The 23,689-nt window shown below is 48.1% G+C and carries 14 protein-coding genes; 7 read left to right on the top strand and 7 right to left on the bottom strand.

The features are described from left to right. Positions 1–70: 70 nt before the first annotated feature. The 3 genes from ACMA1I_RS18635 to ACMA1I_RS18625 form a co-directional block, all read right to left on the bottom strand. Positions 71–1,363 (bottom strand): sialidase family protein, encoded by a 1,293-nt coding sequence (locus ACMA1I_RS18635; RefSeq protein ID WP_337069946.1) that lies wholly within the window; start codon positions 1,361–1,363, stop codon positions 71–73. Positions 1,364–1,398: 35 nt separating this feature from the next. Then, positions 1,399–3,690, bottom strand: coding sequence for a TonB-dependent receptor (locus ACMA1I_RS18630; RefSeq protein WP_337069945.1), 2,292 nt, complete (start codon positions 3,688–3,690; stop codon positions 1,399–1,401). Between the two features lie 104 nt (positions 3,691–3,794). Then, complete coding sequence (locus ACMA1I_RS18625; RefSeq protein WP_337069944.1) at positions 3,795–4,172, bottom strand: hypothetical protein; 378 nt, start codon at positions 4,170–4,172, stop codon at positions 3,795–3,797. Between the two features lie 527 nt (positions 4,173–4,699). Between ACMA1I_RS18625 and ACMA1I_RS18620 the strand changes: the two genes are divergently transcribed. The 7 genes from ACMA1I_RS18620 to ACMA1I_RS18590 all read left to right on the top strand — a co-directional run bounded on the left by ACMA1I_RS18620 (position 4,700) and on the right by ACMA1I_RS18590 (position 16,213). Continuing rightward, entirely contained in the window at positions 4,700–5,254 is a 555-nt protein-coding gene (locus tag ACMA1I_RS18620; RefSeq protein WP_337069943.1) for a sigma-70 family RNA polymerase sigma factor, read from the top strand. A gap of 69 nt (positions 5,255–5,323) precedes the next feature. After that, positions 5,324–6,310: a FecR family protein gene (locus tag ACMA1I_RS18615; protein ID WP_337069942.1), complete on the top strand. Its 987-nt coding sequence runs from the start codon at positions 5,324–5,326 to the stop codon at positions 6,308–6,310. 21 nt (positions 6,311–6,331) lie between these two features. Next, positions 6,332–9,709 carry a SusC/RagA family TonB-linked outer membrane protein gene (locus ACMA1I_RS18610; RefSeq protein WP_337069941.1) on the top strand — a complete coding sequence of 1,126 codons (3,378 nt, stop codon included), beginning with the start codon at positions 6,332–6,334 and terminating at the stop codon, positions 9,707–9,709. 23 nt (positions 9,710–9,732) lie between these two features. Continuing rightward, positions 9,733–11,292, top strand: coding sequence for a RagB/SusD family nutrient uptake outer membrane protein (locus tag ACMA1I_RS18605; RefSeq protein ID WP_337069940.1), 1,560 nt, complete (start codon positions 9,733–9,735; stop codon positions 11,290–11,292). A gap of 29 nt (positions 11,293–11,321) precedes the next feature. Further along, complete coding sequence (locus ACMA1I_RS18600; RefSeq protein ID WP_337069939.1) at positions 11,322–12,743, top strand: alkaline phosphatase PhoX; 1,422 nt, start codon at positions 11,322–11,324, stop codon at positions 12,741–12,743. A 53-nt stretch (positions 12,744–12,796) separates the two neighbouring features. Further along, positions 12,797–14,647 carry an alkaline phosphatase gene (locus ACMA1I_RS18595; protein WP_337069938.1) on the top strand — a complete coding sequence of 617 codons (1,851 nt, stop codon included), beginning with the start codon at positions 12,797–12,799 and terminating at the stop codon, positions 14,645–14,647. 519 nt (positions 14,648–15,166) lie between these two features. Continuing rightward, positions 15,167–16,213, top strand: a complete 1,047-nt coding sequence (locus tag ACMA1I_RS18590) for an aldo/keto reductase (RefSeq protein ID WP_337069937.1) — start codon at positions 15,167–15,169, stop codon at positions 16,211–16,213. Between the two features lie 635 nt (positions 16,214–16,848). On the opposite strand, the gene ACMA1I_RS18585 is transcribed toward ACMA1I_RS18590, so the two are convergent. The 4 genes from ACMA1I_RS18585 to ACMA1I_RS18570 all read right to left on the bottom strand — a co-directional run bounded on the left by ACMA1I_RS18585 (position 16,849) and on the right by ACMA1I_RS18570 (position 23,123). Then, complete coding sequence (locus ACMA1I_RS18585) at positions 16,849–19,683, bottom strand: TonB-dependent receptor (protein WP_337069936.1); 2,835 nt, start codon at positions 19,681–19,683, stop codon at positions 16,849–16,851. Positions 19,684–20,292: 609 nt separating this feature from the next. Further along, on the bottom strand, positions 20,293–21,699 hold the full coding sequence (locus ACMA1I_RS18580) for an NAD(P)(+) transhydrogenase (Re/Si-specific) subunit beta (RefSeq protein ID WP_337069935.1): 1,407 nt from the start codon (positions 21,697–21,699) through the stop codon (positions 20,293–20,295). Positions 21,700–21,702: 3 nt separating this feature from the next. Beyond that, on the bottom strand, positions 21,703–21,993 hold the full coding sequence (locus ACMA1I_RS18575) for an NAD(P) transhydrogenase subunit alpha (RefSeq protein ID WP_337069934.1): 291 nt from the start codon (positions 21,991–21,993) through the stop codon (positions 21,703–21,705). Continuing rightward, a complete protein-coding gene (locus tag ACMA1I_RS18570) occupies positions 21,990–23,123 on the bottom strand; it encodes a Re/Si-specific NAD(P)(+) transhydrogenase subunit alpha (RefSeq protein ID WP_337069933.1) in 1,134 nt (377 codons plus the stop codon). The genes ACMA1I_RS18575 and ACMA1I_RS18570 overlap by 4 nt, the downstream gene beginning before the upstream one ends. Positions 23,124–23,689 lie beyond the last annotated feature (566 nt).

Genomic DNA, 23,689 nt, shown 5'->3' with positions numbered 1-23,689 from the left:
GCTACGGATACCAGCTGGAACCAAACNGTTTTAGTTTCCCTGTCTCCTGAAGACGTCTGGTATATATAAGCTATTGCTGCGCTGTTTGTTTCTGCCCGGGTGCGGTTTTGTCTGCTACGGATACCAGCTGGAACCAAACCGTTGCAAGCCCCTCGCCTTTAACAGTGTAGGCCACGAGTAACTGCTCCTCTTGCACCGGCACCAGAACCGGATACACAGCACTAACAGAATCAGGAGAAAGTTGCCTGGTGGCTATATGTTGACCGTTCTCCTCCCTTAGTTGCAGCCCGATGTGGTTACCGGCGGCAGTTCCCTCCTGCCCCCGCTCATCCCAGACGATAGCTAGTTTGCCTGAGCTAAAAGAAGCCATTTGCGGATGGCGTGCTGCAGGAGCCTGACTTATGACTTCTCTGGGGTTGAAGGATTTGCCATTCTGCTTTTGCGTATAATAAACACCATGGCCACCTCCCATAGTAAACCAGGCATAGTGCATACCGTGCTGGTTAGAGGTCATGGCAGGGCCGGTGTGGGGGCAGCCGTCTATCAGCCAGTTATCTTCGCTAATGCGCTCCGGCTTAGTAAAGCTGTTGCCACCGTCTGCCGACACCATGTACATCATATCGCGGATTTGCTTGTTCAGGATGCCTCGGTAAGCCACATGCAGGTGGCCTTGTGCATCCAGATAAAGGTCGGTACGGCAGCACTGGCACAAATCTGTATCAATTACTTTTTCTCCTACAAAGCCTTGCCGGCCGCTGGTGCTCGAGAAGTACAGCGAAGAGCCATGTGCCTCCTCGCTTTTGCGGGAGTCGAGCCAGATGGCAGCCACTTCTCCGTTTGGCAAAAGCTCCATATCGAAGTAGCGTTCGTCAATGCTTTCTGCTGTGTTGGCGGCCAGTTGACGGGGAGCTGTCCAGTTGCTGCCTTTGTCGAAGGATTGGGTATAGTACACAAGGCCAGCATAACTATTCTGCTCACTGGGGTTACTCACCGCAAACATCGCGATCATGTCGCCATTCTTCCGAAAAAGTATTTTCGACAAATTCTCATCGTGCGGGTACACGCCTTTTGTAGTTGGAATGGTGTTAGGAGTGCCAAAAGAGTTACCACCATCTTCTGATACAGCGTAGGCCAGCAGGTAACTTCCGGCAGTGTCGGTGGCCTGCACCCAACTGAGCACCACATTCCCCTCCTGATCCTTTGTAAGGAAGGGACAAGAGGCGTCAAGACCATCGAACGAGATTTGTTGGGCAAGAGCACGAGTAGCCGTTGCTTCCTGCTCCGCCACCCTGCCGCCGCAACAGGTGAGTAGAAACAGAAGAGGCAAAAAGTAAGTGTATAGATTAGATAAAGAACTGGTCATATCAGGTGATTTTTGGTTAAAAGGAAGTGCCATCGTTATTCGCCTTTCGATGTAAAATTATAGGCAATACCTAGGTGCGTTGTTCTGGGGCTGCCTTGCCTGTAATTAATGCCGTAAGCAAATTTATCGGCAGTGGTGGCATAGAGCTGGTTTGTCAGGTTGAGCATGTTCAGCCATACATCGAAACCTCGCAGGCTATAGCCGATCCGGGCATTTAGCAGGTCGTAGCCTTTATACATTTCGGTGTTGGCAGGGTCCATGTAGTATTTGCCAAGGTGCTGCCACTCCAGGCTCACCCGTAGGCCCTGCAGGAGCAAAGGTTTGTAAGTGAGTTCGGTATTGCTGATAAACCGGGGAGCGGTGGACATTTCCTTCCCTCCAAAGTCGATACCTCGCTCTACAAACTCCAGGTAAGTATGTTTGGCGTTGGTGCCGCTAAACCTGAATGCCAGCGTCTGGATCGGGTTGTAGCGCAGTGTGTACTCTACGCCACGGTGCCGCGTTTTGCCTGTATTCTGATTTTCGTAGGAGCCATCGTCTAGCCGCACCGACACGATCTCGTTCGTTCCATCCAGTTGATAAACACTCAGGTCGAGGTAGCCTTTTGCCTGGGCAAAACTAATCCAACCTCCGGCCTCGTAGTTATGATAATCAGAAGGTTTTAAAGTAGGCACCTGCACGCCTCGGTATAATTCTGAAATTTGGGGAGGTGTAAACCCGACACTGTAATTAGAGTAAACTCCTACTCCTCGGCCAATATCATAAGTTAGACCTAACTTAGGAGTCATGCTCTGATAGCCATTTCGTTCGTCTGGTGCCCCTGAAAAAGCACCGGGCTCCAGATGGTTGTTAAAATCAAAGTCCATGCGGTCGTAACGTACCGAAGCAACAGCCTTAAGTTTTTCAATGGGCTTTAACTCAAACTGTGTGTAAGCGGCCGTGTTCAGCAAGTCTACGTTATAATTTGTAAGCAAAGTGCCGGTTTTGGTAAAATGCACATACTTGCCTGTCTCATCTCTGTCGATGTCGATTTGCTGCGCGATGTAAGTGGCAGGACTATAATCTATGCTGAGGCCGGCAATAACCTGCGCGTTCAAAAAAGAAAACGCCTTGCGGTGCTGTCCAATAAACCCAAAGCTTTGGAAAGCATCTTCGTTAATTTCTCCAAGGGCTTTTCGCGGGTTAGCGGCTACACTTTTGATAGCATAAAAGGGGTTCTGCCCAATGCTGTTGTTTCTGTAGAAAAGGGTGAGGCGGGTACTATTCAGGCTGTTCCAGTCGTGTTCCAGCGTGCTTCTTAACCGATAGGCTTTTACCTTCCGATAAGTAAAAGTTTGTAAACTGCTGTATTCTTTCTCGAAGAACCTCCTGCTGTCTAGCCCCCCGGTCTGGTCTGTGTAGTAGTCTATGAAGCTGGCAGAAGTAATTAGTTTGCTCCTGTCACTAATGGCATAATCTCCACGCAGTGTCAGGGCCAGTTTATTGAAGTCGCTGTGCTCTATAATTCCGTCGCGCTGAGCCGCGTAATACCCGGCTGCATAAATGCCCAGCTTTCCTCTTGTGTCTGATACACTAAAATCGGTTCTTCTGTAACCCCTGTCGCTGCCCTCTACCTGCAGCTTTGCCGTTAAAAGCTGCGATGGTGCCTGTGTCACGAAATTGATGGCTCCCCCTATGGCTTCGCTACCATACAACGAAGATGCGGGGCCCCGAATTACCTCAATTGTTTTGAGGGCGGCCATGTTTATTTCAATCAGGGCATTGTGGTTAAAGTTACCTCCCGTCCGGATCGGGATGCCGTCTTCCAGGTACAGAAACAGGCTACGGTAGCCGATTGGTTGCCGAATGGCCATGGTATGCTGCTCGTTGCCAAGGTTTACCATGTACACGCCACTTACCTTGTTGAGCACCTGCTCCAGTGAGGTGGGCCGTGTATCTAACAACACCTCCTTAGAAATGGCACTAATGGCAATTGGTGCATCGGTACGGAGTTGCGCTTCGCGGCTGGCCGATACAATAACCTGGTTCAGAATATTTTCTGAAGGCTGCAACTGCACCAGGCGCTGGTTGGCGCTAACGGCCACCGCCTGCGCCCTATAACCCACATACTGGTACAGCAGGGTGTCTTTGGGGGTAGTGGCATCTAAGGTAAATCGCCCGTCCGGACCAGACAGTGTAGCAGTTGTGGTAGCCTGTTTCAGGCGAATGGTAACCCCTGAAAGAGGTTCTTTGGTATAGGCATCAATTACCTGTCCGCTGGTGGTTTGGGCGTAGGTATAGTAGCCGGGTGCCAGCAAAAGCATGGCACAAACGAATAGCCGTTTCATACAATAAGAGAATAGTTTACAGAAAAACAGGTACACACAGCAAGGCACAGGAGCTTAACCTGCAGTAGCTGAGGCAAAGGCACAGGATGTGCCTGAACAGGTTCTTAAACTAAACGCTTGGGTGGATGAAAAATGGCAAAGAAGGCCTGAGTGGTATGGCTAGCCTCATAGTTAGAATAGAGTGCGCTTTCGGACTTAAAACCGACAAACTGATACGAAAGCCACCATTGGCAAAACAGGTTAATCTGCACTTCCAGCGAAACCTGCTGCTCTTTGGAGTTCTTTTCGGCGTCTTCCTGTTTTTTCAGGTTTTTGGCAAGGTGGCATTTGCCTTCGCACTCCAGTTCTGGCTTATCGCGGTTAATACACAGAAACTCCATGATATACTCCTTGTTGGCCTGATAATCCACAACAAGCAGCACCTTGCTGAATGTTTGCAGCAACATGATGGCCAGGAGCGATATAATGAATATTCTGTTCACTTATAAGATAAACGGCATTTTACCAAGAATGTACATAATTTACCTCATAAACTTATTTTAACTTACCAGGAAAAGCGCAAAACCGAAAGTGTGGTCTAACTATAATGGAAGTTCCGGTTCCAGCCTATGGCCGCGATTACAGATTCCAAAATATAGAGGAGTTGCCGCAGAAAGAATGCCCAATATTAGTAGGTAAACTGACAAAATTCAACAATTCCTGAGAGTCTCTGTAAAAAAATGTCTGATACTGAGCCCCTGCCCTTGGCCGCATTAGGCTGCTATGATCCTAAAACGCCTCTGGAAGGTCTTTTTCATTTGAATAATTTGTGCGGCTAGTTCTCTTTTCTGAAGCATTACAAGGAGCGTACACGGCAGCAAAAATTCTTATTAATTAACAATCGGGCAATAGCCCCTTCTGTCTTTTCAAGGCAGCTGTCGCCTCCGGTGTAACAGTTTGTTGTCGTTAACTTAACATTGATGTAATGTGCTTTCATTTTTTTTGTGCACACATAATAATTGCCCTCCACATGGTACTAACTGATATATGGGAACAAGTTCAAGAAGATTCTGAGGAGGCTTTCCAATTATTGTTTGAGTTGCAATGGAAGCGCTGCTTTGCCTTGTCGTACGCCTTGCTACGGCATAAGGAGCAGGCAGAAGACCTGGTGCAGGAGATCTTTATGGATCTATGGGAAAGAAGAAAAACGTTGTTAATCCGCAACCCGGAGGCATTTCTCACCCAAATGATTAAAAACAAGGCGTTTACTATACTATCTAAAACCAAAATTCCTGAAAGAAACATCGCCCTGCTGGAGCAGTTGCACCAGGAGCTTTCGCCGGAAGATGTTTACTTGTTCGATGAGCTAAACACACAGGTAAAGAACATCATCACCAAACTTCCTCCACGCAGCAAGGAGGTTTTTGTTCTTAGAAAATTCGAAGACTTAAGCGTAGACGATATTGCCAGTAAGCTCGACCTCTCTATCCGCACGGTGGAGCACCACCTGTACCTGGCTACAAAATTTTTAAAGAGCAAGCTTACCACCATTTCTCTTTTGTTACTTTTTGCCTGGCCTATTTAACAAATACATAACCGCTTTACACTAAGTACAACAGGCAGTTTCTGATACTTGTTAGTGTAACGCAGTTTCATGAACAGAGAACAGTATTGGCAGCAGGCATTCCAAAAATACCTGAACAATGAGGCAAGCCAGGAAGAAAGAAAAACTTTAGAAGAGTTTCTACAGCACCTGGAGCAGCAAGGCGATGCCGTATGGCAGGAGCTCGAAGAACCTGAGGACGAAATCAAAAAAAGGCTCCAGCGCCGCTTACCCCTGCCTGCCGCACAGGCAAGCACCAGAGTACTATGGTACCAATCAGTGGCAGGAAGAATAGCCGCAACCATACTGCTGGTACTTGGGTTTGGCCTTGCTCTAACTTACTACCTACAACCAGGTAGATTGCCACACGTGCAACAGGCGCACCAGGCAACAACTGTAGCGGCTGCTGCAGGAGAGCAAAAGCAGGTAATCCTGCCAGATGGAACCACTGTTCTGCTCAACGGAGAAAGCCAACTTACCTACAGCCCTGCTGACTTCGGCCAGGGGGTACGGCATGTAGACTTGCAGGGCGAAGCTTTCTTTGAAGTGAAGCGAGATACGCTGCATCCTTTTCTGGTAGCCACTAAACTGCTTACTACACGGGTACTGGGCACCTCATTTAACATAAACACGCACGATAATATACACTCCGTAACAGTAGCTACAGGGCTAGTTGAGGTATCTGAAAAGGGAACACCACTAGGGCAGAAAGTACAGCTACACCCATCAGAAAAAGCCACGTTTGATCCGGAGAAAAATCTGCTCCACAAGCAAAGGCACGAAGCTGCCCTTGATTTTGCCTGGATGCAGAAAGTGCTGGTGCTTCAGGAGCTGCCACTGCAGCAGGCCCTAGCCAAAGTAGAGCGATGGTATGGCGTACGCATCAGCTACGATCCGCAACTAAGCCAAAGAACAATTACCGCCCGATACGAGAACGAAAAGCTGGAAAACGTGATGGAGAGCCTTTCGTTTTTGCTGGACCTCAGCTGGGAGCAAACTTCCTCAAACAACCTCTTACTACACAAACAACCAAACTAAACCTTTGTCAACCTTCAAGTTATGCAAAAGAAAATTGTATCTAAAACCAAAACTACCTCCCGGAAGCGCTATCCGCTGCTCTTTCTGGCGCTGTTCGGAACGGCTACCCTACCTCCTGCCTTTGCGCAGACTCAGGAAGCCATTTACGTTGACTTAACCTTAAAAGAGGCTAGCTTGCCTGTTGTCTTAAAAGAGCTGGAAGCGAGCACCGGCTACCACTTTGCTTACACCGATGAGGTAGCCAGGCTTAAAAAGAACTTCACTTTTGGCGCCAAACATAAACCTATAGACGAGGTGCTGCAGCAACTGTCGGAGGAGGGCAACCTGAAGTTCCGAAAAGATAACAAAACCATTTCTATTACCATAAACGAGGCAACTTCTACCAAAAAACAACAAAACCAGACGGTAACAGGGCAGGTAAAAGACGTCCAGGGAGAGCCGGTTCCAGGTGTTTCGGTAATACTGAAGGGTAGCTCAAAAGGAACCGTAACGAATATAGACGGAGTTTACAGCCTTGATCTGGCCGGTGCAGAGCAGCCAGTGCTTGTTTTCTCTTTTGTTGGCTACACCAGCCAGGAGGTGCAGGTAAGCAACCAGTCAAGTATCAATATTGTGTTAGGCGAAAATGCCAAAAGCCTGAACGAGGTGGTAGTGATTGGCTACGGCACAGCCAAACGAGCCGATATTACCACTGCCATTAGTACCCTGCCCGATGCTGATAAACTGGCCAACCGACCCATTGCCAATATTGCCGATGCCTTACAAGGCAACTTGGCCGGTGTAACCGTTACACATAACGGAGGCGACCCTTCTGCAACTCCCCAGATCGCGATAAGAGGTGCAGGTACCATAAACAGCGAATCGCCCTTGTGGGTGGTAGACGGCATGCCATATTATGGTGGTCCGCTAAACCCGCGCGACATAGAGTCCTTTACAGTGCTAAAAGATGCTTCTGCTGCCGCTATTTATGGCGCACAGGCTTCGTCGGGGGTAATATTGGTTACTACCAAAAGCGGAAAAGCCGGTCAGCCGCGTGTAACTCTCGATATGTATCATGGCTGGCAAACGGCCTATAAACTACCGGAAGCACTGAATGCGGCCGAGCAATCTGCCGTGTACAACCTGGCAGCCGACAATGCCGGCAAATCACGTCCTGACGCACACAATGCGGAAAAGAACCCGTGGGGACAAACAACACGCACCAACTGGATAGATGAGATTTTCCGTACCGGCAGTATCCAAAACCTGAATGCCAGCATTAGTGGTGGCAACGATAAAGGGCGCTATATTTCCTCTTTTGGCTACCAGAACAAAGAAGGCATCTTGCTTAACACCAACCTCAAGCGCTATAACTTCCGCATAAAATCAGACTACGATTTTACTGATAAGATCAAGGTTGGGCAGAACTTGTATGTAAACCAGAGCAATGCCCAGGGCACCAATACAAACAACAGTTACTCCGGCACTATTATCAATGCCATTTACATGCCACCTGCCGCACCTGTGTACGATGCTTCAGGCAACTTTCATGGGGTAGTGCCCGATGAGCTGGTAAGTTCGTTCGGCGGTTCTTACGGTGACACCTATAACCCGGTGGCCCTGCTGCTTCGCCCCCATGTAAACAACCCGAGCCTGAACATAAACGGAACCGGTTTTGTAGAATACAGCCCCTTGGCCAACCTCAAGTTCAGGAGCAGTTTTAGTATAGACATGTTGCGCGACTCTTATAAGCGCTTTGATCCGCGTATTCCGGAACCAGGCAAGCCAAACTCCATGAACTACCTGACACAGAGCGAGGCAAACCGAAACAAATGGATCTGGGACAATCAGCTCTCTTACCAGAAAGCCATTGGCAAAAGCTTCTTCGATTTAACAGCGGTGTACTCGGCGCAGCACACCAACTACGAGTACAACTGGCAGAAAGGACAGAACTTTGACCGTGAAGATGCCTGGTTCCAGTACATGGGCAACGCCAAAGATATTATAGAACGGCCTACCAGCAATGTGTACGAAGATGCTTTGACCTCTGCCATAGGAAGAATTGCTTATAACTACGACGACCGTTATTTCTTAACCGGCAGTATTCGCCGCGACGAAAGCTCCCGGTTACATCCTAATAACAACAGCGATGTATTTCCAGCTGCCTCTGCTGCCTGGAAAATATCCTCCGAGCCATTCTTTCGTGCCTCGTTCATACAAATGCTGAAATTAAGAGCCTCCTGGGGGCAAATTGGCAACATACAATCGGTAGAATATTATGCCTATAACGTTCCATTAGAGGCCGGAAATGCCTATTTAGGAGCTTCTCCTGCTTTCCAACAGGCTTACTACATAAACAAGGAATCTAATCCTGGTTTAGGGTGGGAACGCTCCGAAACATATGACATTGGTTTAGACATGGCCTTGTTTAACGACCGGGTAACCTTTACGGCAGACTATTATCAGAAATTCACGCGCGGCCTTATTTTACCTGTAGACCCTAACCGGCACGTTGGCGTTAGAAATGGCGCAACCCGGAATGTAGGCACCGTTCTGAACAAAGGCCTGGAACTGGCGCTGGGCTATAACGGCAAGGCTGGCGAACTCACATACCAGATAAATGCTAATGTCACCACGCTTAAAAACGAGCTACGGGACCTGGATGGCTACGGGAATGAGTACATCACCCACACACAGAATGTGCGCAGTATGTTCTCGCCATACCGCTCTACGCCTGGTCAACCACTCTACTCCTATTTCCTGATTCCGCATGATGGCATTTTCCAGTCTGATGAGCAGGTGGCAAGCTACACCAATGCACAAGGCAATCCTATTCAGCCAAACGCCAAAGCAGGTGATATTATCTTCAGGGATGTAAACGGCGATGGCAAAATTGACGACAACGACCGGGAGTATATGGGCAATGCCATGCCAGCATTTACTTATGGCCTTAACCTGAACCTGCAGTGGCGTGCTTTTGATTTCTCCATATTTGGGCAGGGTGTTGGTGGTGTTAAACTACTTACCGGTTATAAATACTCCACTTACAACGCTGGCCTGCAGGGCTACAATTTAGACCGTGCCGTGCTTGGTGCCTGGTCTCCTGATAACAGAGACTCTTCTATACCAAGAGTTTCTACCAGCGACAACAATCTAAACTTTGGCACTGCCTCTGACTGGTATCTGGAAAAGGGCGATTACTTCCGTATCAAAAACCTGATGGTAGGATATACTTTGCCGGCTTCCCTCCTGAGCAACATCAGGTCCGGAGCCAGCCTGCGGGTGTATGCTGCCGCCGAGAACCTGCTAACCTTTACGCCTTACGAAGGACTTGATCCTGAAATCGGAGGCATCGGCCTCGACATGGGTACCTACCCTATTCCACGCACTTTCACAGTTGGTGTAAACATGCAGTTCTAAATTTTATTAAAGAAGAATCTATCATGAAAATAAAGAAATATATTCCCTTTGCGTTGTTACTGATGTTATCGGTAGGTTGCAGCGAAGAGTTTACAGAGCTTACTCCTAAAGGCTCTACTACCTACACAAACTTCTGGAAAACAGAACAGGATGCCGTTGCGGCTTCTAATGCCTTATACACACACATGTATAACGGCGAAATGTTTGGCCGCGGCTTCTTTTGGTTCATCAATGCTTCCGACGACATGGTTACCGGTCGCTCTAACGCTACCGCCGAAAACATCCGGTACTTCAGAACAACAGGTGGCGACAGCTACATTCGCAACATCTACGGAAACCTGTACCAGATCATCCGCAGGTCCAACGAGATTATTCTGAATGTTCCGGGAATTGACATGCCGGAAAACCTGAAGAACAGAATTCTGGGCGAGGCATATTTTATGCGCGGGTTCTCCTACTACTACCTGGCAGGTTACTACGGCGACCAAAGAGCTGGTTTACCTCTTGTAACAGAAGAAAACATGGGCCAGGACCACTTCGACCGGCCAGCCAGTGTCGTAGAAAATTACAAGCTCGTAGAAAGTGATTTGAAGAAAGCAGCCGAGTTGCTGCCCCTTATCACTACCTTCAGCGATGCAGATAAAGGTCGTGCCCATAAAGATGCAGCCTTAGGATACCTGGCCAAAACCTACCTGTTCTGGGCCCGCTTCGACAACTCTAAATGGGCCGATGCAGAACGTGCGGCAGATGCTGTAGCCACTTCAGGATCCGGGAGAGCGTTAATTAACACTGGTAACCCGGAGCAGGACTTTGCCAGCGTGTTTTATATTGCCAACAACTGGTCCAGTGAGTATATCTGGTCAGTTGTTTCTGGCAGACAAACAGGTAGTATTTTACCGGGTGTAATGCTAGAGAACAAAGGCTGGGGCAAGTACAATGGCTGGGGGTATTTTCAACCAACATTGGAGCTCTACAACGAGTACGAAGCAGCCGATGTTCATCGTAGAAAAGCCACCATTCTGGAATTTGGAGACGAACTGCAGTACCTGGGGCAGAAAACCCGTTATGCTTCTTCAAACTCACTTACAGGCTTTCAGTTTAACAAATACATGGAGCCATACCGCTACCCGGTAGAGGAGCACCTGAATGCGAACGGCGACGAACCTACCACCGACCTGAATGTGCCACTGCTGCGCTACTCTGAAATTCTGCTTATAAAAGCGGAGGCCATGATCATGCAAGGGAAAAATGGCGATGAACCACTCAATTTAGTTAGAGCCAGAGTAGGCTTACAACCCAAAACCGGAGCCACACTGGCCGATCTGAAACACGAACGCAGAGTAGAACTTGCCGGTGAATTTGCCGACCGCCACCTGGACCTGGTTCGCTGGGGAGATGCGCAGGCGGCTTACAGGATAGCGCCTCACGGCAGAGTCCATCGCGATAAAACCAATCCGGATTCGCCTTATGAAGTGGTGGAGCTTGAAGCCCCGAGAAATTACAACCCGCAGGTGCATCATGTATGGCCTATTCCTCCGGATGTTATCAGCAATTCAAACATAGCACAGAATCAGGGTTGGTAGTGGCCAGTCTAAATTATATATACTAGATCATGAAAGAGAACTCCTCCTCCCGCCGCCGCTTTTTAAAGTCTTCCGGCATGGCGACACTAGGCTTTATGGGCTTGTACCAATTTGCATCGCTGCCCTTGCAGGCAGCAGCTCAAAACCGCCTGGCACCATCTGCCGGTTACGGACCGCTGGTAAATGACCCGAAGGGCATATTAAACCTGCCGAAAGGCTTCTCCTATAAGGTCATTTCTACCCGTGGCGATAAAATGACAGACGGCTTTCTGGTGCCGGGCAAAGCCGATGGCATGGGAACTTTTGCCGGACCAAATGGTAAAACCATCATCATCCGGAACCACGAGAACAGCCCAGATACTTTTATAGAGGGACCTTTCGGGCTTAAAAATGAGTTGCTGCCCAAAGGCAAAGCCTCCAGCTTCTACGACTTTGGCAAAGGGAACTTGCCAGGCCTTGGCGGCACCACCACCCTGGTGTACGACCCCAATAAAGGAATAGTGGAAAAGGAGTTTCTAAGTCTGGCCGGCACCTCCAGAAACTGTGCAGGCGGTGTTACTCCCTGGAATAGCTGGCTTACCTGCGAAGAAACAACAGCTAAAGCCGGAGCTTACGATTATTTTGAGAAGGACCACGGTTATGTGTTCGAAGTACCTGCCACCGACAAAGTTGGGTTGGCTACTCCGTTACCTCTAAAAGCTATGGGCCGCATGAACCACGAGGCAGTGGCAGTAGACCCTGCCACCAGCATTGTGTACTTAACCGAAGACAGAGGCGACAGCCTGATTTACCGCTTCATTCCGAACGAACCGGGTAAGCTGGCAAAAGGCGGCAAATTACAGGCACTGGCACTTCGGGAGCACAAAAGCTGGGACACCCGCAACTGGGAAACCTCCAAAGGTCCGGCCTTTCCGGTAGGGCAGCAGCACGAGGTAGAGTGGCTGGATATGGACAACGTAGAAACCGCACCTGATGATGACCTGCGTTTAGTCGGGTTCAGCAAAGGGGCCGCTTGCTTTGCGCGAGGAGAAGGCATTTGGTTTGGCAAAAACGAACTATACTTTGCCTGCACTAATGGCGGCAAAGCCTACACTGGCCAAGTATTCCGTTATGTACCGAGCCCACACGAAGGCAAGCCGGATGAGAAAAAGCAGCCAGGCAAGCTGGAGCTGTTCCTGGAGCCCAACAACAAGGAAATCCTGAAATACTGCGACAACCTGACCATAGCTCCCTGGGGAGACGTGGTAATGTGTGAAGATGACCCGCACCCTTTTGTGGTAGGCGTAACACCAGGTGGCGAGTTATACAAGCTGGCAGAAAACGTAGGTTACAAATCTGAACTGGCAGGAGGTGTGTTCTCTCCTACAGGAGAAACCTTTTTCGTAAACATTCAGGACCCGGGAATTACAGTGGCCATAACCGGTCCATGGAAAAAAGCAAATCATTCTTAAACACAGGTGCTCAGGAGCCAATAGGTGCTGCCTGAGCACTTTTTCTTTTTACTATGTTTCAGAAACTATACATACTGCTCATGGCAGCTGGCTTAGCAGGAACTGCTGCCAACGCGCAAACACAAACAGCTCCTACACCTATAGCACATTCCCACAACGATTACCATAATAATATTCCTTTTTACAGGGCTTACCATAAGGAGTTTGGTTCTATAGAAGCAGATATTTTTCCGGTGAAAGGAGACTTGTATGTTGCTCACGACAAAGACAAAATTACCAAAGGCAACACACTTAGTAAGCTTTATCTGGAACCAGTACTGGCCGAGCTGCAAAAAGACCAAAACCGCCAGCTCAACCTGCTGATCGATATAAAAGAAAACCACCAGGCGGCACTTCCTATCCTGGTGAAGCAGCTAAAGCCGTTACGGCACTTACTTCGCACCACTACAAAACAGGGCCAGCTTACTATTATCATCAGTGGCAACAGACCACAGCCCGCCGATTACCAAAGGTATCCTGACTTCATCTTTTTCGATGACCATTTTAGGGTGCAACATACGCATGAACAGTGGCAGCGGGTAGCTCTTGTAAGCACCAGCTTTACAACTTACAGCACCTGGAATGGAAAAGGTGTGCTTCCGAAAAAGGATTTTGCCCGTATTCAAGGTTTGATAGACAGTGTGCATGCGGCAGGGAAACTGGTTCGGTTTTGGGCTGCACCAGATACAAAAACCAGCTGGCTTGCTTTGATGGATATGGGAGTCGACGTTGTAGGAACAGACCGCGTGGAGGAGCTGGGGACTTTTCTCCATACACAGGCAAAGAGCAATTATCAGGCTGCGGCACCGTATGCTGCTTACAAACCAACATACAAATCAGACGGCACAACGGGCAAAGTAAAAAACATCATTCTGCTGATTGGAGATGGCATGGGGCTAACGCAGGCCTACGCCGCCTACACCGCCAACAGAGGGCAACTGAACCTGTTCCAGATGCGAAACTTGGGACTTTCTGTTACGACCGCTGCCGATGCCTATGGCACCGACTCAGCTGCCGGAGGCACAGCCATGGCCACTGGTCAGAAAACTGCTAACAGGGCTGTTGGAGTAGACACCACTGGCAGGCCCCTGAAATCGTTAGCCATACACGCTGCTGAAAGCAAGAAAAAAACGGCTATTGTTGCCGCATGCGATCTAACGGATGCCACGCCGGCTTCCTTTTACGCCCACCAGGCAGAGCGTTCTTCAGGCGGAGCCATTGCGCAGGACCTTCTCTCCTCCCCCATCGATATGCTGGTAGGTTCAGGCAGGCACCATTTTGAGGCAGCCTCCAACGGAACAACCGTGAAGGCCCAGCTGCAGCAGAAAGGCTACACCGTCACCCACGACATGCCTGCCTTTCTCGCGTCTGATGCACCTAAACTCATCGCCTTGGTAGACGACAGTGTGACCCGTTCTGTTTTGAAAGGCAGAGGCAACTTTTTATCAGCTGCTTTCAACAAAGTTACCCAACGCTATGCCGATGATGCTTATGGCTTTTTCTTGATGCTGGAAGGATCTCAGATTGACTGGGGCGGCCATGGCAATAATCTGCCTCAAGTCATCACCGAAAACATGGATTTTGACCTGGTGGTAGGTGAGGCCTTACGTTTTGCCGATGCCGATGGAGAGACACTGGTTATTGTTACAGCAGACCATGAAACAGGAGGCCTGTCGCTGCTCAACGGAGACATTGCAACCGGTTCGGTTACAGGAGAATTTAGCACCGACGACCATACAGGCATCCCGGTTCCGGTCTATGCTTATGGCCCTCACGCTCAGAATTTCAGAGGCATCTACCAGAACACCGAAATCTTCCACAAACTGCTGGAACTACTCAACAGGTACAAAGAAAAACTCCCGTAGCTCCTAAAAAGGGATCGTCAAGTTAATTTTTTAACATAAATAAAAACTAATCTTTCAGGTCATTCTGAGCCTGTCGAAGAAACTATTAAGTGTACGCTATGGCATGGCGAGCATAGCAAGACATGTCTTTACAGCCTCTTTGTCGCTATAGATCCTTCGGCAAGCTCAGGATGACTCTCTTTTGTAATCTCAGCCGGATGGCTATGGTAGCAAGAGGAAAAGAATAGAAAAGTAAGCAATTGAAACAACTTAAAGCTGATGAAGATTTATACAGCAGTTTTGTAAACTTGAACTAAACCGCCTGTAGCCGTTGCTCAAGGATCTCGCCCACAAGATCCTTTCAGGATGACAAAAAGTGGAGGGTATATAGGCACTACCCTAAATTATTCTAATGAAAATGGTCTTCAGAAGCCTTTTTTAAGAATTTAGGCCATAGGGCTTCTACCACTAAACTTCGATCTGAACGTAAAAGTGGAAGCCTTATGGCCTTACTTATTCATCATCAAGAAAAATGAAACTATGGAGTTTAGACAATTAGGCGCATCCGGGCTGCAAGTGCCCGTGCTGAGCTTTGGAACAGCTACTTTTGGCGGTGGCGACGAGTTTTTTAAAGCCTGGGGAAGCACACAGGCAGCTGAGGCTACCCGTTTGGTGGATATTTGTCTGGAAGCGGGCGTAAACTTTTTTGATACGGCCGATATTTACTCGCAGGGCCTGGCCGAAGAAATTCTGGGCAAAGCCATTGCCGGCAAACGCGATAAGCTCCTCATTTCTACTAAAGGTTCTTTCCCTTTTGGCAAAGGACCAAATAACCAGGGCTCCTCCAGGTTTCATCTGCTAAAGCAGGTAGAAGGGAGCCTGAAGCGGCTGGGCACCGACTACATCGATATTTACCACATGCACGGGTTCGATGGGAATACCCCCGTAGAAGAAACCCTCCGCACCCTCGACGACCTCGTGCAAAGCGGAAAAGTACGATACATTGCCGCCTCTAATTTCTCTGGCTGGCACCTGATGAAGTCGCTGGCCATTTCGGAAAAATATGGTTGGAATCGCTATGTGGCGCACCAGGTGTATTATTCGCTGGCCAACCGCGAGTACGAGTGGGAGCTAATGCCGCTGGGACTCGACCAGAACGTAGGTGCCATTATATGGTCGCCGTTAGCTGCCGGCCGATTGGGAGGAAAGTACCGGCGCAACCAGCCCCTCCCGCCCCAAAGCCGTGTGGCACAAGGTGGCAGCCCAGTACCGGAAGCCGTAGTAAACGAAGAGGTTTTCTACAACACCATCGATGCCCTGGACGAAGTAGCTGAGGAAACAGGTAAAACAGTGGCGCAGGTAGCTATAAACTGGCTATTGCAACGCCCCACCATTTCCAGTGTGATAATTGGTGCCAGAAACGAAGAGCAGCTGAAGCAAAACCTGGCATCTGTCGGCTGGAATCTATCGACAGAACAAGTTCGGAAACTCGACAAAGCCAGCGAAGTTCCTCCTATTTACCCCTATTGGCACCAGCGCCAGAACACCAAACTTAATCCGCTGCCCGTTTTCTACAAGCGCTCTTAAAGCAGGTTTATCTAAGGAAAAGCTTAACAAGTTGTATATGACAATTGATGGCAAAAGAGCTTTAAAGCGGCCAGAGGCCGCGGAATAATCGTCACGAGCGAGGACGCTCGCGCCAGCAAAATATTTAATTTGGATAAGGACCAGTGCAAAAGCTTTAAACTACTCCAACTAAAGTTGTGCTGTAGCTACCTACCCCTTTTTAAGGTATTACGGCAGGTAAATACAGAGAGAGCACCTTTGCCAGGTGCACCTATTGAAAATAAACTGTCTGAGCGTTCAGCGAGTTTTTATTTTCTTGATTTTTTTGGTTCTTTTTGTATCAAGACAAAAAGAACAAGAAAGCAGGCAATGAAACAACTCCACCCCGCTGTCACAGCAGTAACAGGTACTATGCGAACTTGAACCAAACCTCCTGTAGCCATTGCTGATAGATCTCGCTCCCAAGGCCCCTCCAGGATGACAAAAAGTGGAGGTGGAAGAAGAGAGGAAACCCTTTGCTTCGCCACAAGATAAATTATTCTAATGAAATTGACCTTCAGAAGCTAGCAAAGTGAATTAAGCCTTATACCTTTCAAAAAACAAAAAGGGAGCCATTGTAGTGGCTCCCTTTTTGTTTTCTAAACTGTGTTGTATTACTACAGGTCTATTTTGATACCAAAGTTGTAGCGTGGGCGGTAGTACTCTAACTGCATAGTACGGTTGCTGGTGCCCTGGTAGTAGCGCAATGGCTGGTTTGTCAGGTTATTGGCTTCGCCAAATACACGCAGCACACGATTCAGTTTGTAAGACATGTTAGCGTCCAGGAAGAACTGCTCGTCGTAGTAATTGTCAAAGAAGCTAGTGCTTCCCAGCCTGTCTATATAGGCGGCAGTGTAGTTAGCAGAAACTCTAGCGTTGAACTTTTTGTCCTCATAAGAGAGCGACAGGTTCATCATATGCGGAGCGGTACCTGGCAGACCAACATTTTCGCGTCTATCGCCATCTGGAGTGTAAATACCTTTTGCCTGAGACATAGTGTAAGTGTAGTTTGCATACACACCCATGTTCTGAAGGAAACCAGGCAGGAAATCGAGCTGGCGCTGCACCGCAACTTCAGCACCATATACATCTACGCTCTCGCCGTTTCTTGGCTGCTGGAATCTATACACCTGATCAGCAGGAATGGTGTTATTCACGTCTGGGAAATCAGCAGCAAAATCGGCTGTAGTGTATTGGTCGTTACGGTATCTGTAAATAAAGTTATTGATGTTCTTATAGAAGGCACCACCAGAAATAATACCGATTGATTTGAAATATTTCTCCACCATCAGGTCAACGTTTTTGGCGGTGGCAGCCTTCAAGTCCGGGTTACCAACATGCAGTTCTCCATCGTCTACGCGGTTATCGAAGTAAGGCACTAAGTCGTAGTAGTTCGGACGGGCAAGCGATGTCGTAAAGGCGGCACGCAGAATCAGGTCCTCCTGTACGTTGTACTTCAGCGTAAGGCTTGGCAGCACATTCAGGTAATTATTTTTAATCTCACGCTGTCCTTCCAGGTCTTCTTCGTCCTGTACCACGTTACCAGTGTATCGCAGGTTGGTGTTCTCTAAGCGAACACCCACAATCATAGAAAGTTTAGAGCTGAAATCTTGGTCCCAACGCAGGTAACCGGCCGTAATGTTTTCGTGTGCATTATAGTTTACAGCCAGGAACTCCGAGCCTTCTAATGACTCTCTGAACAGGTTTGGGTTGTAAAGGTCTAAACTTCCGAGGAAGGTATGGCTGGCAAAAAGACCTGGTGCATATTGGCTGCCTGCCTGGTAACCCTCACCGCTAAAGTCATGTGATGGAATAAGGCTTAAGTTAGCAAACTGATCGGCAGTGGTGCCTGTTGGTCTGTATCTGTAGAAGTTGTTGTTGCGGTCTTTCTCTTTAAGGCGAAAACGGCCACCTACACGTATACGGCCTTTCTGCTCAGGTACAACAGAGAACGGGAAGCGCAGGTTAACACGGCCACTGTATTCTCTCTCTGATGTATAATTATCGTTCTCTGTGATTCTGTTGAACAACAGGTTGGAGGCAGACACTGGCGTTCTGGAATCTGCAAATGGAAATCTTGGGTTTGACAGGTCCTGAATCATTTCAACTTTTTCAGCATCATAGCGCATATAGCGTTCATTTGGTCTGTCTTCGCTGGCATCTGCATAAGTTAAAGCCCAGTCGAGGTCTATGGTGCTACCCAGTAAGTGCTCTCCACGCATCGAGATGTTCTTTACACGCTGATCTTCAAGGCGTCTGTTATTCACACGGTCAGTGCCTATACCTCCTTTTGTCTGGCGCTTGATGGTTCCTTTATATCCGATAATGTTGTTCTCACTGTCGTACTGCGGCACCATGTCGTCGTAACTAACTCTGAATCGGTTTTCCCAGTCGTCGCGCCAGTTGTACATACCTGTCAGGTACAACTTGTTCTTAGCATTGATGTCATAATCAAGGGTGGCAGATACGCTGCGGCGTACACGCTTTACATCGTACTTCCTGATTTGCTTTGAAGTCATGTATGCATTACCAAACTCATCTTGTGCATAGCTGGCTTCAATGTTGTCTGAGCCGTAATCGTTGTTGTTATAAGAGGCACTCACAATAGCTCCAAGCTTATTGTTTGCAAAACGGTTGCCTATCAGAAAAGAGCCGGTGTAAAGCGCTTTATCGCGGATGGGGTTGTAGCCGGCAGAAAGAGTACCAGACACGCGCATGCCATTTGGTGCTGCTCTGGTTACTAAGTTAACAGAACCACCGATGGCGTCAGCATCCATATCAGGTGTAAGGGTTTTGTTTACTTCAATTGTCTGAATCATGTCAGACGGGATCAGGTCCATCTGCACGCGGCGGTTATCTCCTTCAGCCGATGGAATACGATCACCGTTGAGCGTTACAGAGTTTAGCTCGGGCGCCATGCCACGGATAATGATATCGCGAGCCTCGCCTTGGTCATTTTGCATGGTAATACCAGGAATTCGCTTCATGGCATCGCCTATGTTGGCATCTGGGAAACGGCCAATTTGATCGGCAGACACTATATTCGTGATGTTGCCATTGTTTTGCTGTTGGTTGAGAGCTTTGGCCTGGCTGCGAAGCCGGTCGCCTAGTACCACGACTTCCTTACCCATAACGCCACCTTCTTCCATTGCCACCGTTATACTTTGTGCGTCGCCGGCCATAATTTCTACCTGCATGCTGTAAGGCTTAAAGCCAAGGTAATTTACTTCCAGGGTATAGGTACCAGCCGGCACACTCAAAAACTCAAAGCGGCCAACATTATTAGAGATGGTATACCTGTTGCCAGGCATCAGCCGAAGCGCAGCACCAGGCAGCGATAACTTTTGCACCTTATCCTGAATAGTTCCTGTAAGTAATCCTGTACCTTGAGCCAGGCTACTCAGTGTAACACAGAAAATGAGAAAGAAAGATAATAGTAGCGTTTTTTTCATATAATTTTTAAACGTTGTACATAGTTCCACAAGATTACGGTCACTATGTTAGCTTACTATTACCTTAATGCTATATAAACATCATTGAAAGATTACCCCAGTATTATGAAAGGCTAATGGGCAATAGCCAAAACGGAAGAAATGGTTAATTTAAATCTGGAAAGATTAAGAGGTATTTACCCTCTTTGTTTGTCGCTTGAGAAAGAACATTTTATTGGTTACTAAATGAAACAGAACCTTCCCTGTTCAGCATAAACCGTAACTGCAGTTCCTCCTAAACTAATAATTATAAATGTTTTCCTATAAAAGTGTGGAAAAGGAATAGCCCTGATCCTGATTAATCTGAAAAAGCCTCTGGAAGGCTGTTTTCATTAGAATAATTTCGTCGATAGCTAAACTAGTTTTTACCATTTTCTTCCTTTTTCAGGAGGGGTTCCGCAGGAGGAGTGGTTACTTACAGCAAGCCCAAAAGAACAAAACACCTGCACCAAGCAGCTGACACGGCTGTACCCGAAGCAGTGCTACCCCAGACAGACCTCACCGGTATCCACAAAAAAAGCCGCAGAACCTGATCGGTTCTGCGGCTGCAAAGCATTAAAATATTGCTCTTTAAGCAGGAACTGATTCTTTCAGCTCGCTTACCACTTTTGCCATAGAAGATTTCGCATCGCCAAATAGCATGAGGCAGTTCGGATAGCCAAACAGCTCGTTCTCGATACCGGCATAACCGGCATTCATGCTTCGCTTACAAACAATTACTGTTCTGGCTTTGTCTGCATTTAGCACTGGCATACCAAAAATCGGGCTGCCTGGGTTTGTGCGAGCGGCAGGGTTCACTACGTCGTTGGCACCAATGATGAGTGCAATGTCGGTGTTGGCAAACTCATCGTTTATATGATCCATCTCCACCAGCTTGTCGTACGGAATATTGGCTTCAGCCAGCAGTACGTTCATGTGGCCTGGCATACGACCAGCTACCGGGTGAATAGCGAATTTTACAGACGTACCTCTTTTCTCGAGCAGGTCAGTGAGTTCGCGCACCACGTGCTGAGCCTGCGCCACAGCCATCCCATAACCTGGCACAATAATAACAGACGAAGCTGAATCGAACAACATAGCTGTTTCTTCCACACCTACTTCTTTCACTACTATTTCTTCGCCACTCCCAGAGGTAGCACCTGCTTTGGTCTGACCAAAACCACCGAGCAATACGTTGGTGAGCGAGCGGTTCATGGCCTTACACATAATCTGCGTGAGGATGATACCGGAAGCACCTACCAAAGCACCTGCAATAATCAGCACCTGGTTGTTCAGAACGAAACCAGTGGCACAGGCCGCAATACCAGAATAAGAGTTCAGCAAGGAAATAACCACCGGCATATCGGCACCACCAATCGGAATAACTGTAAGTATACCGAGTAGCAGGGCGATAACGATAACGCCGATCATGTAAATTTCCTCGTTCGGCTCCAGTACCACCATCACCGACAGCGCTATGGCCGACAAGAACAAGATTGCGTTTAATGCGTGCTGGCCACCAAATGTAACAGAGCGCCCGTTAATAATGCCTTTCAGTTTACCAAAAGCAACCAAAGAACCTGTAAGCGTTACAGCTCCGATGATGATACTGATTACGACTGTTACAGATACCACAGGATCCATACTGATGCCAGCAGTGTGAGCAAGTGCCCAGTAAGCCGAAGCAGCTACCAGCACAGAGGCAGCACCACCAAAGCCATTGAAAATAGCCACCATTTCCGGCATGGCCGTCATTTCTACGCGTCGGGCAATGACAGCGCCAATGGCTGAACCTACCAGTATGGTCACGAAAATCTCCGTCAGGCTCAGCACCTGGCTATCGAGCAGGGTTACCAGAATAGCAATTAGCATGGCCACGGCAGAAAGGCTGTTGCCCTGGCGTGCCGTAGAGGTTTTGCCGAGCATCTTTATGCCAATAATAAAAAGAACAGATGCTACCAGGTAGGCAATTCGTATAAGTAAATCTTTCTCTAACATCCCTTATTTTTTCTTTTTCTTAAACATTTGCAGCATACGGTCGGTCACGACATAGCCACCTACCACGTTGAGCGTTGCCAGCAGCAGCGCCGCAATACCAAGACCCTTGCTCACCGACCAGTCCTGCGGACCAGCCGCCACAATGGCACCCACAATGGTAATACCCGAAATAGCATTTGAACCCGACATAAGCGGGGTGTGAAGTGTTGGCGGAACCTTAGAAATAAGTTCGAAGCCCACAAAGCTGGCCAGCACCAGCACATAAAGTAGTACTAATAGAGTTTCTGCATTCATACTTTTTTAGCTAAAATTTCTTTGGTGAATTGATGTACCAGCTCTCCCTGATGGGTGATGAGCGAACCTTTTGTCACTTCTTCTTCAAGTTCCCACTTGAAGCCATCTTTGTTGGCCAGGTGCAGCAACAGGGTACTCACGTTCTTGGCATACAGTTCGGAGGCATTAACAGGCACCATGGCTGGCAGGTTAGACTCTCCTATTATAGTGACACCGTGTTTCACCACTGTTCTGTTAAACTCGCTCAGCTCGCAGTTACCGCCAGACTCAACAGCCATATCCACAATCACGGAGCCGGGCTTCATGCTCTCTACCATCTGCGCCGTTACCAGCACCGGTGCTTTTTTACCGATTACCAGCGCGGTGGTAATCACAATGTCGGCATCAGCAATATGTTTGGTGATGAGTTGTTTCTGCTTCTGAAGATATTCTGCCGATACCTCTTTGGCATAGCCACCTTCTGTTTGCACCCCTTCGGCCTGCACCTCCAGGAAGCGGCCACCTAACGACTCTACCTGCTCTTTGGTTTCCGGACGCACGTCGGTTACCTCCACTACAGCACCAAGGCGCTTGGCCGTGGCAATAGCCTGTAGGCCCGCCACACCAGCACCAAATATTAACACGCGCGCAGGTGTAATGGTACCAGCGGCCGTCATCATAAGCGGGAAAATCTTACCAAGTGCGTTAGCTCCAAGCAGCACGGCTTTATAGCCGCCGAGGTTGGCCTGCGAACTCAGGGCGTCCATTTTTTGGGCGCGCGAAATACGTGGTACGGCATCCATCGCAAAGGCAGAAATCTTTTTCTGCACGCAAATGCTTACCAGTTCCGGCACGGTATAGGCGTACAAGAAGGAGATAAACGAACTTCCGTCGCGCATCAGCAACAGCTCATCCGGGGTGGGTGCATTTACCTTCAGCAGCACATCTGCATCTTGCAACATAGGCGCTTTATCCGCGAAAATAATGGCACCGGCATCTTCGTATACATTGTCGTAGAAACCAGACTCTACACCGGCTCCGCTTTCAATGCCACAGGTAAAACCAGCTTTGGTGAGCGACTTTACCACATCTGGGGTGAGAGCGACTCTCCTTTCAGGCACTTTGCTCTCTTTAAGAACGGCTAATTTCAAGGCTAAATTTTTAAAATGTCATCAGTAATTTAAACTATTCATTTACTACTAGAGTAGCTTCTCCAACAAGATTAGGTAAGGTCAGGTATTCAATAAAACAAATCTCTTTTTCAGCACTAATGACTTGCATCAATTTCATGCTGTTCATTTAGAAATTTGTAAAAAGTTGCAAAAATTAGAAAGAATTTATCAGTATAAAAACCAAACCATCATATTTTTTGCAAAATATAGCGAAAATAGGGTATAAACTATCTGAATTTGCACATCTTGCTCCTTTACAAGCGCTAGTTTGCCTGTGTTGAGGTAGTTGCACCAAAATTTAGCTTTCTCTGCCAGCTTCTGGCTACACCTGAGGCTCGATTCCTTTATGTGCGGGCGAGCAGGCCTTTCTAACATACTAACATCACTTTTTAGATTTGAAATTAGCGCGCTGTAAACTGCCCACGAAAAGCAGCGTGAGTAGATGGTAAAACAAAAGGCTTCATGGTTAAAAGTACAGTCTGAACAACAGCAGGCGGCAAGAACAAAATTACTACTGCAACGATAGCACAGCAGCTGAATTCTGT

It is taken from the genome of Pontibacter sp. 13R65 (genome assembly GCF_047525655.1).
Taxonomy (GTDB): domain Bacteria; phylum Bacteroidota; class Bacteroidia; order Cytophagales; family Hymenobacteraceae; genus Pontibacter.
This window is presented reverse-complemented; position numbering and strand designations above follow the sequence as displayed.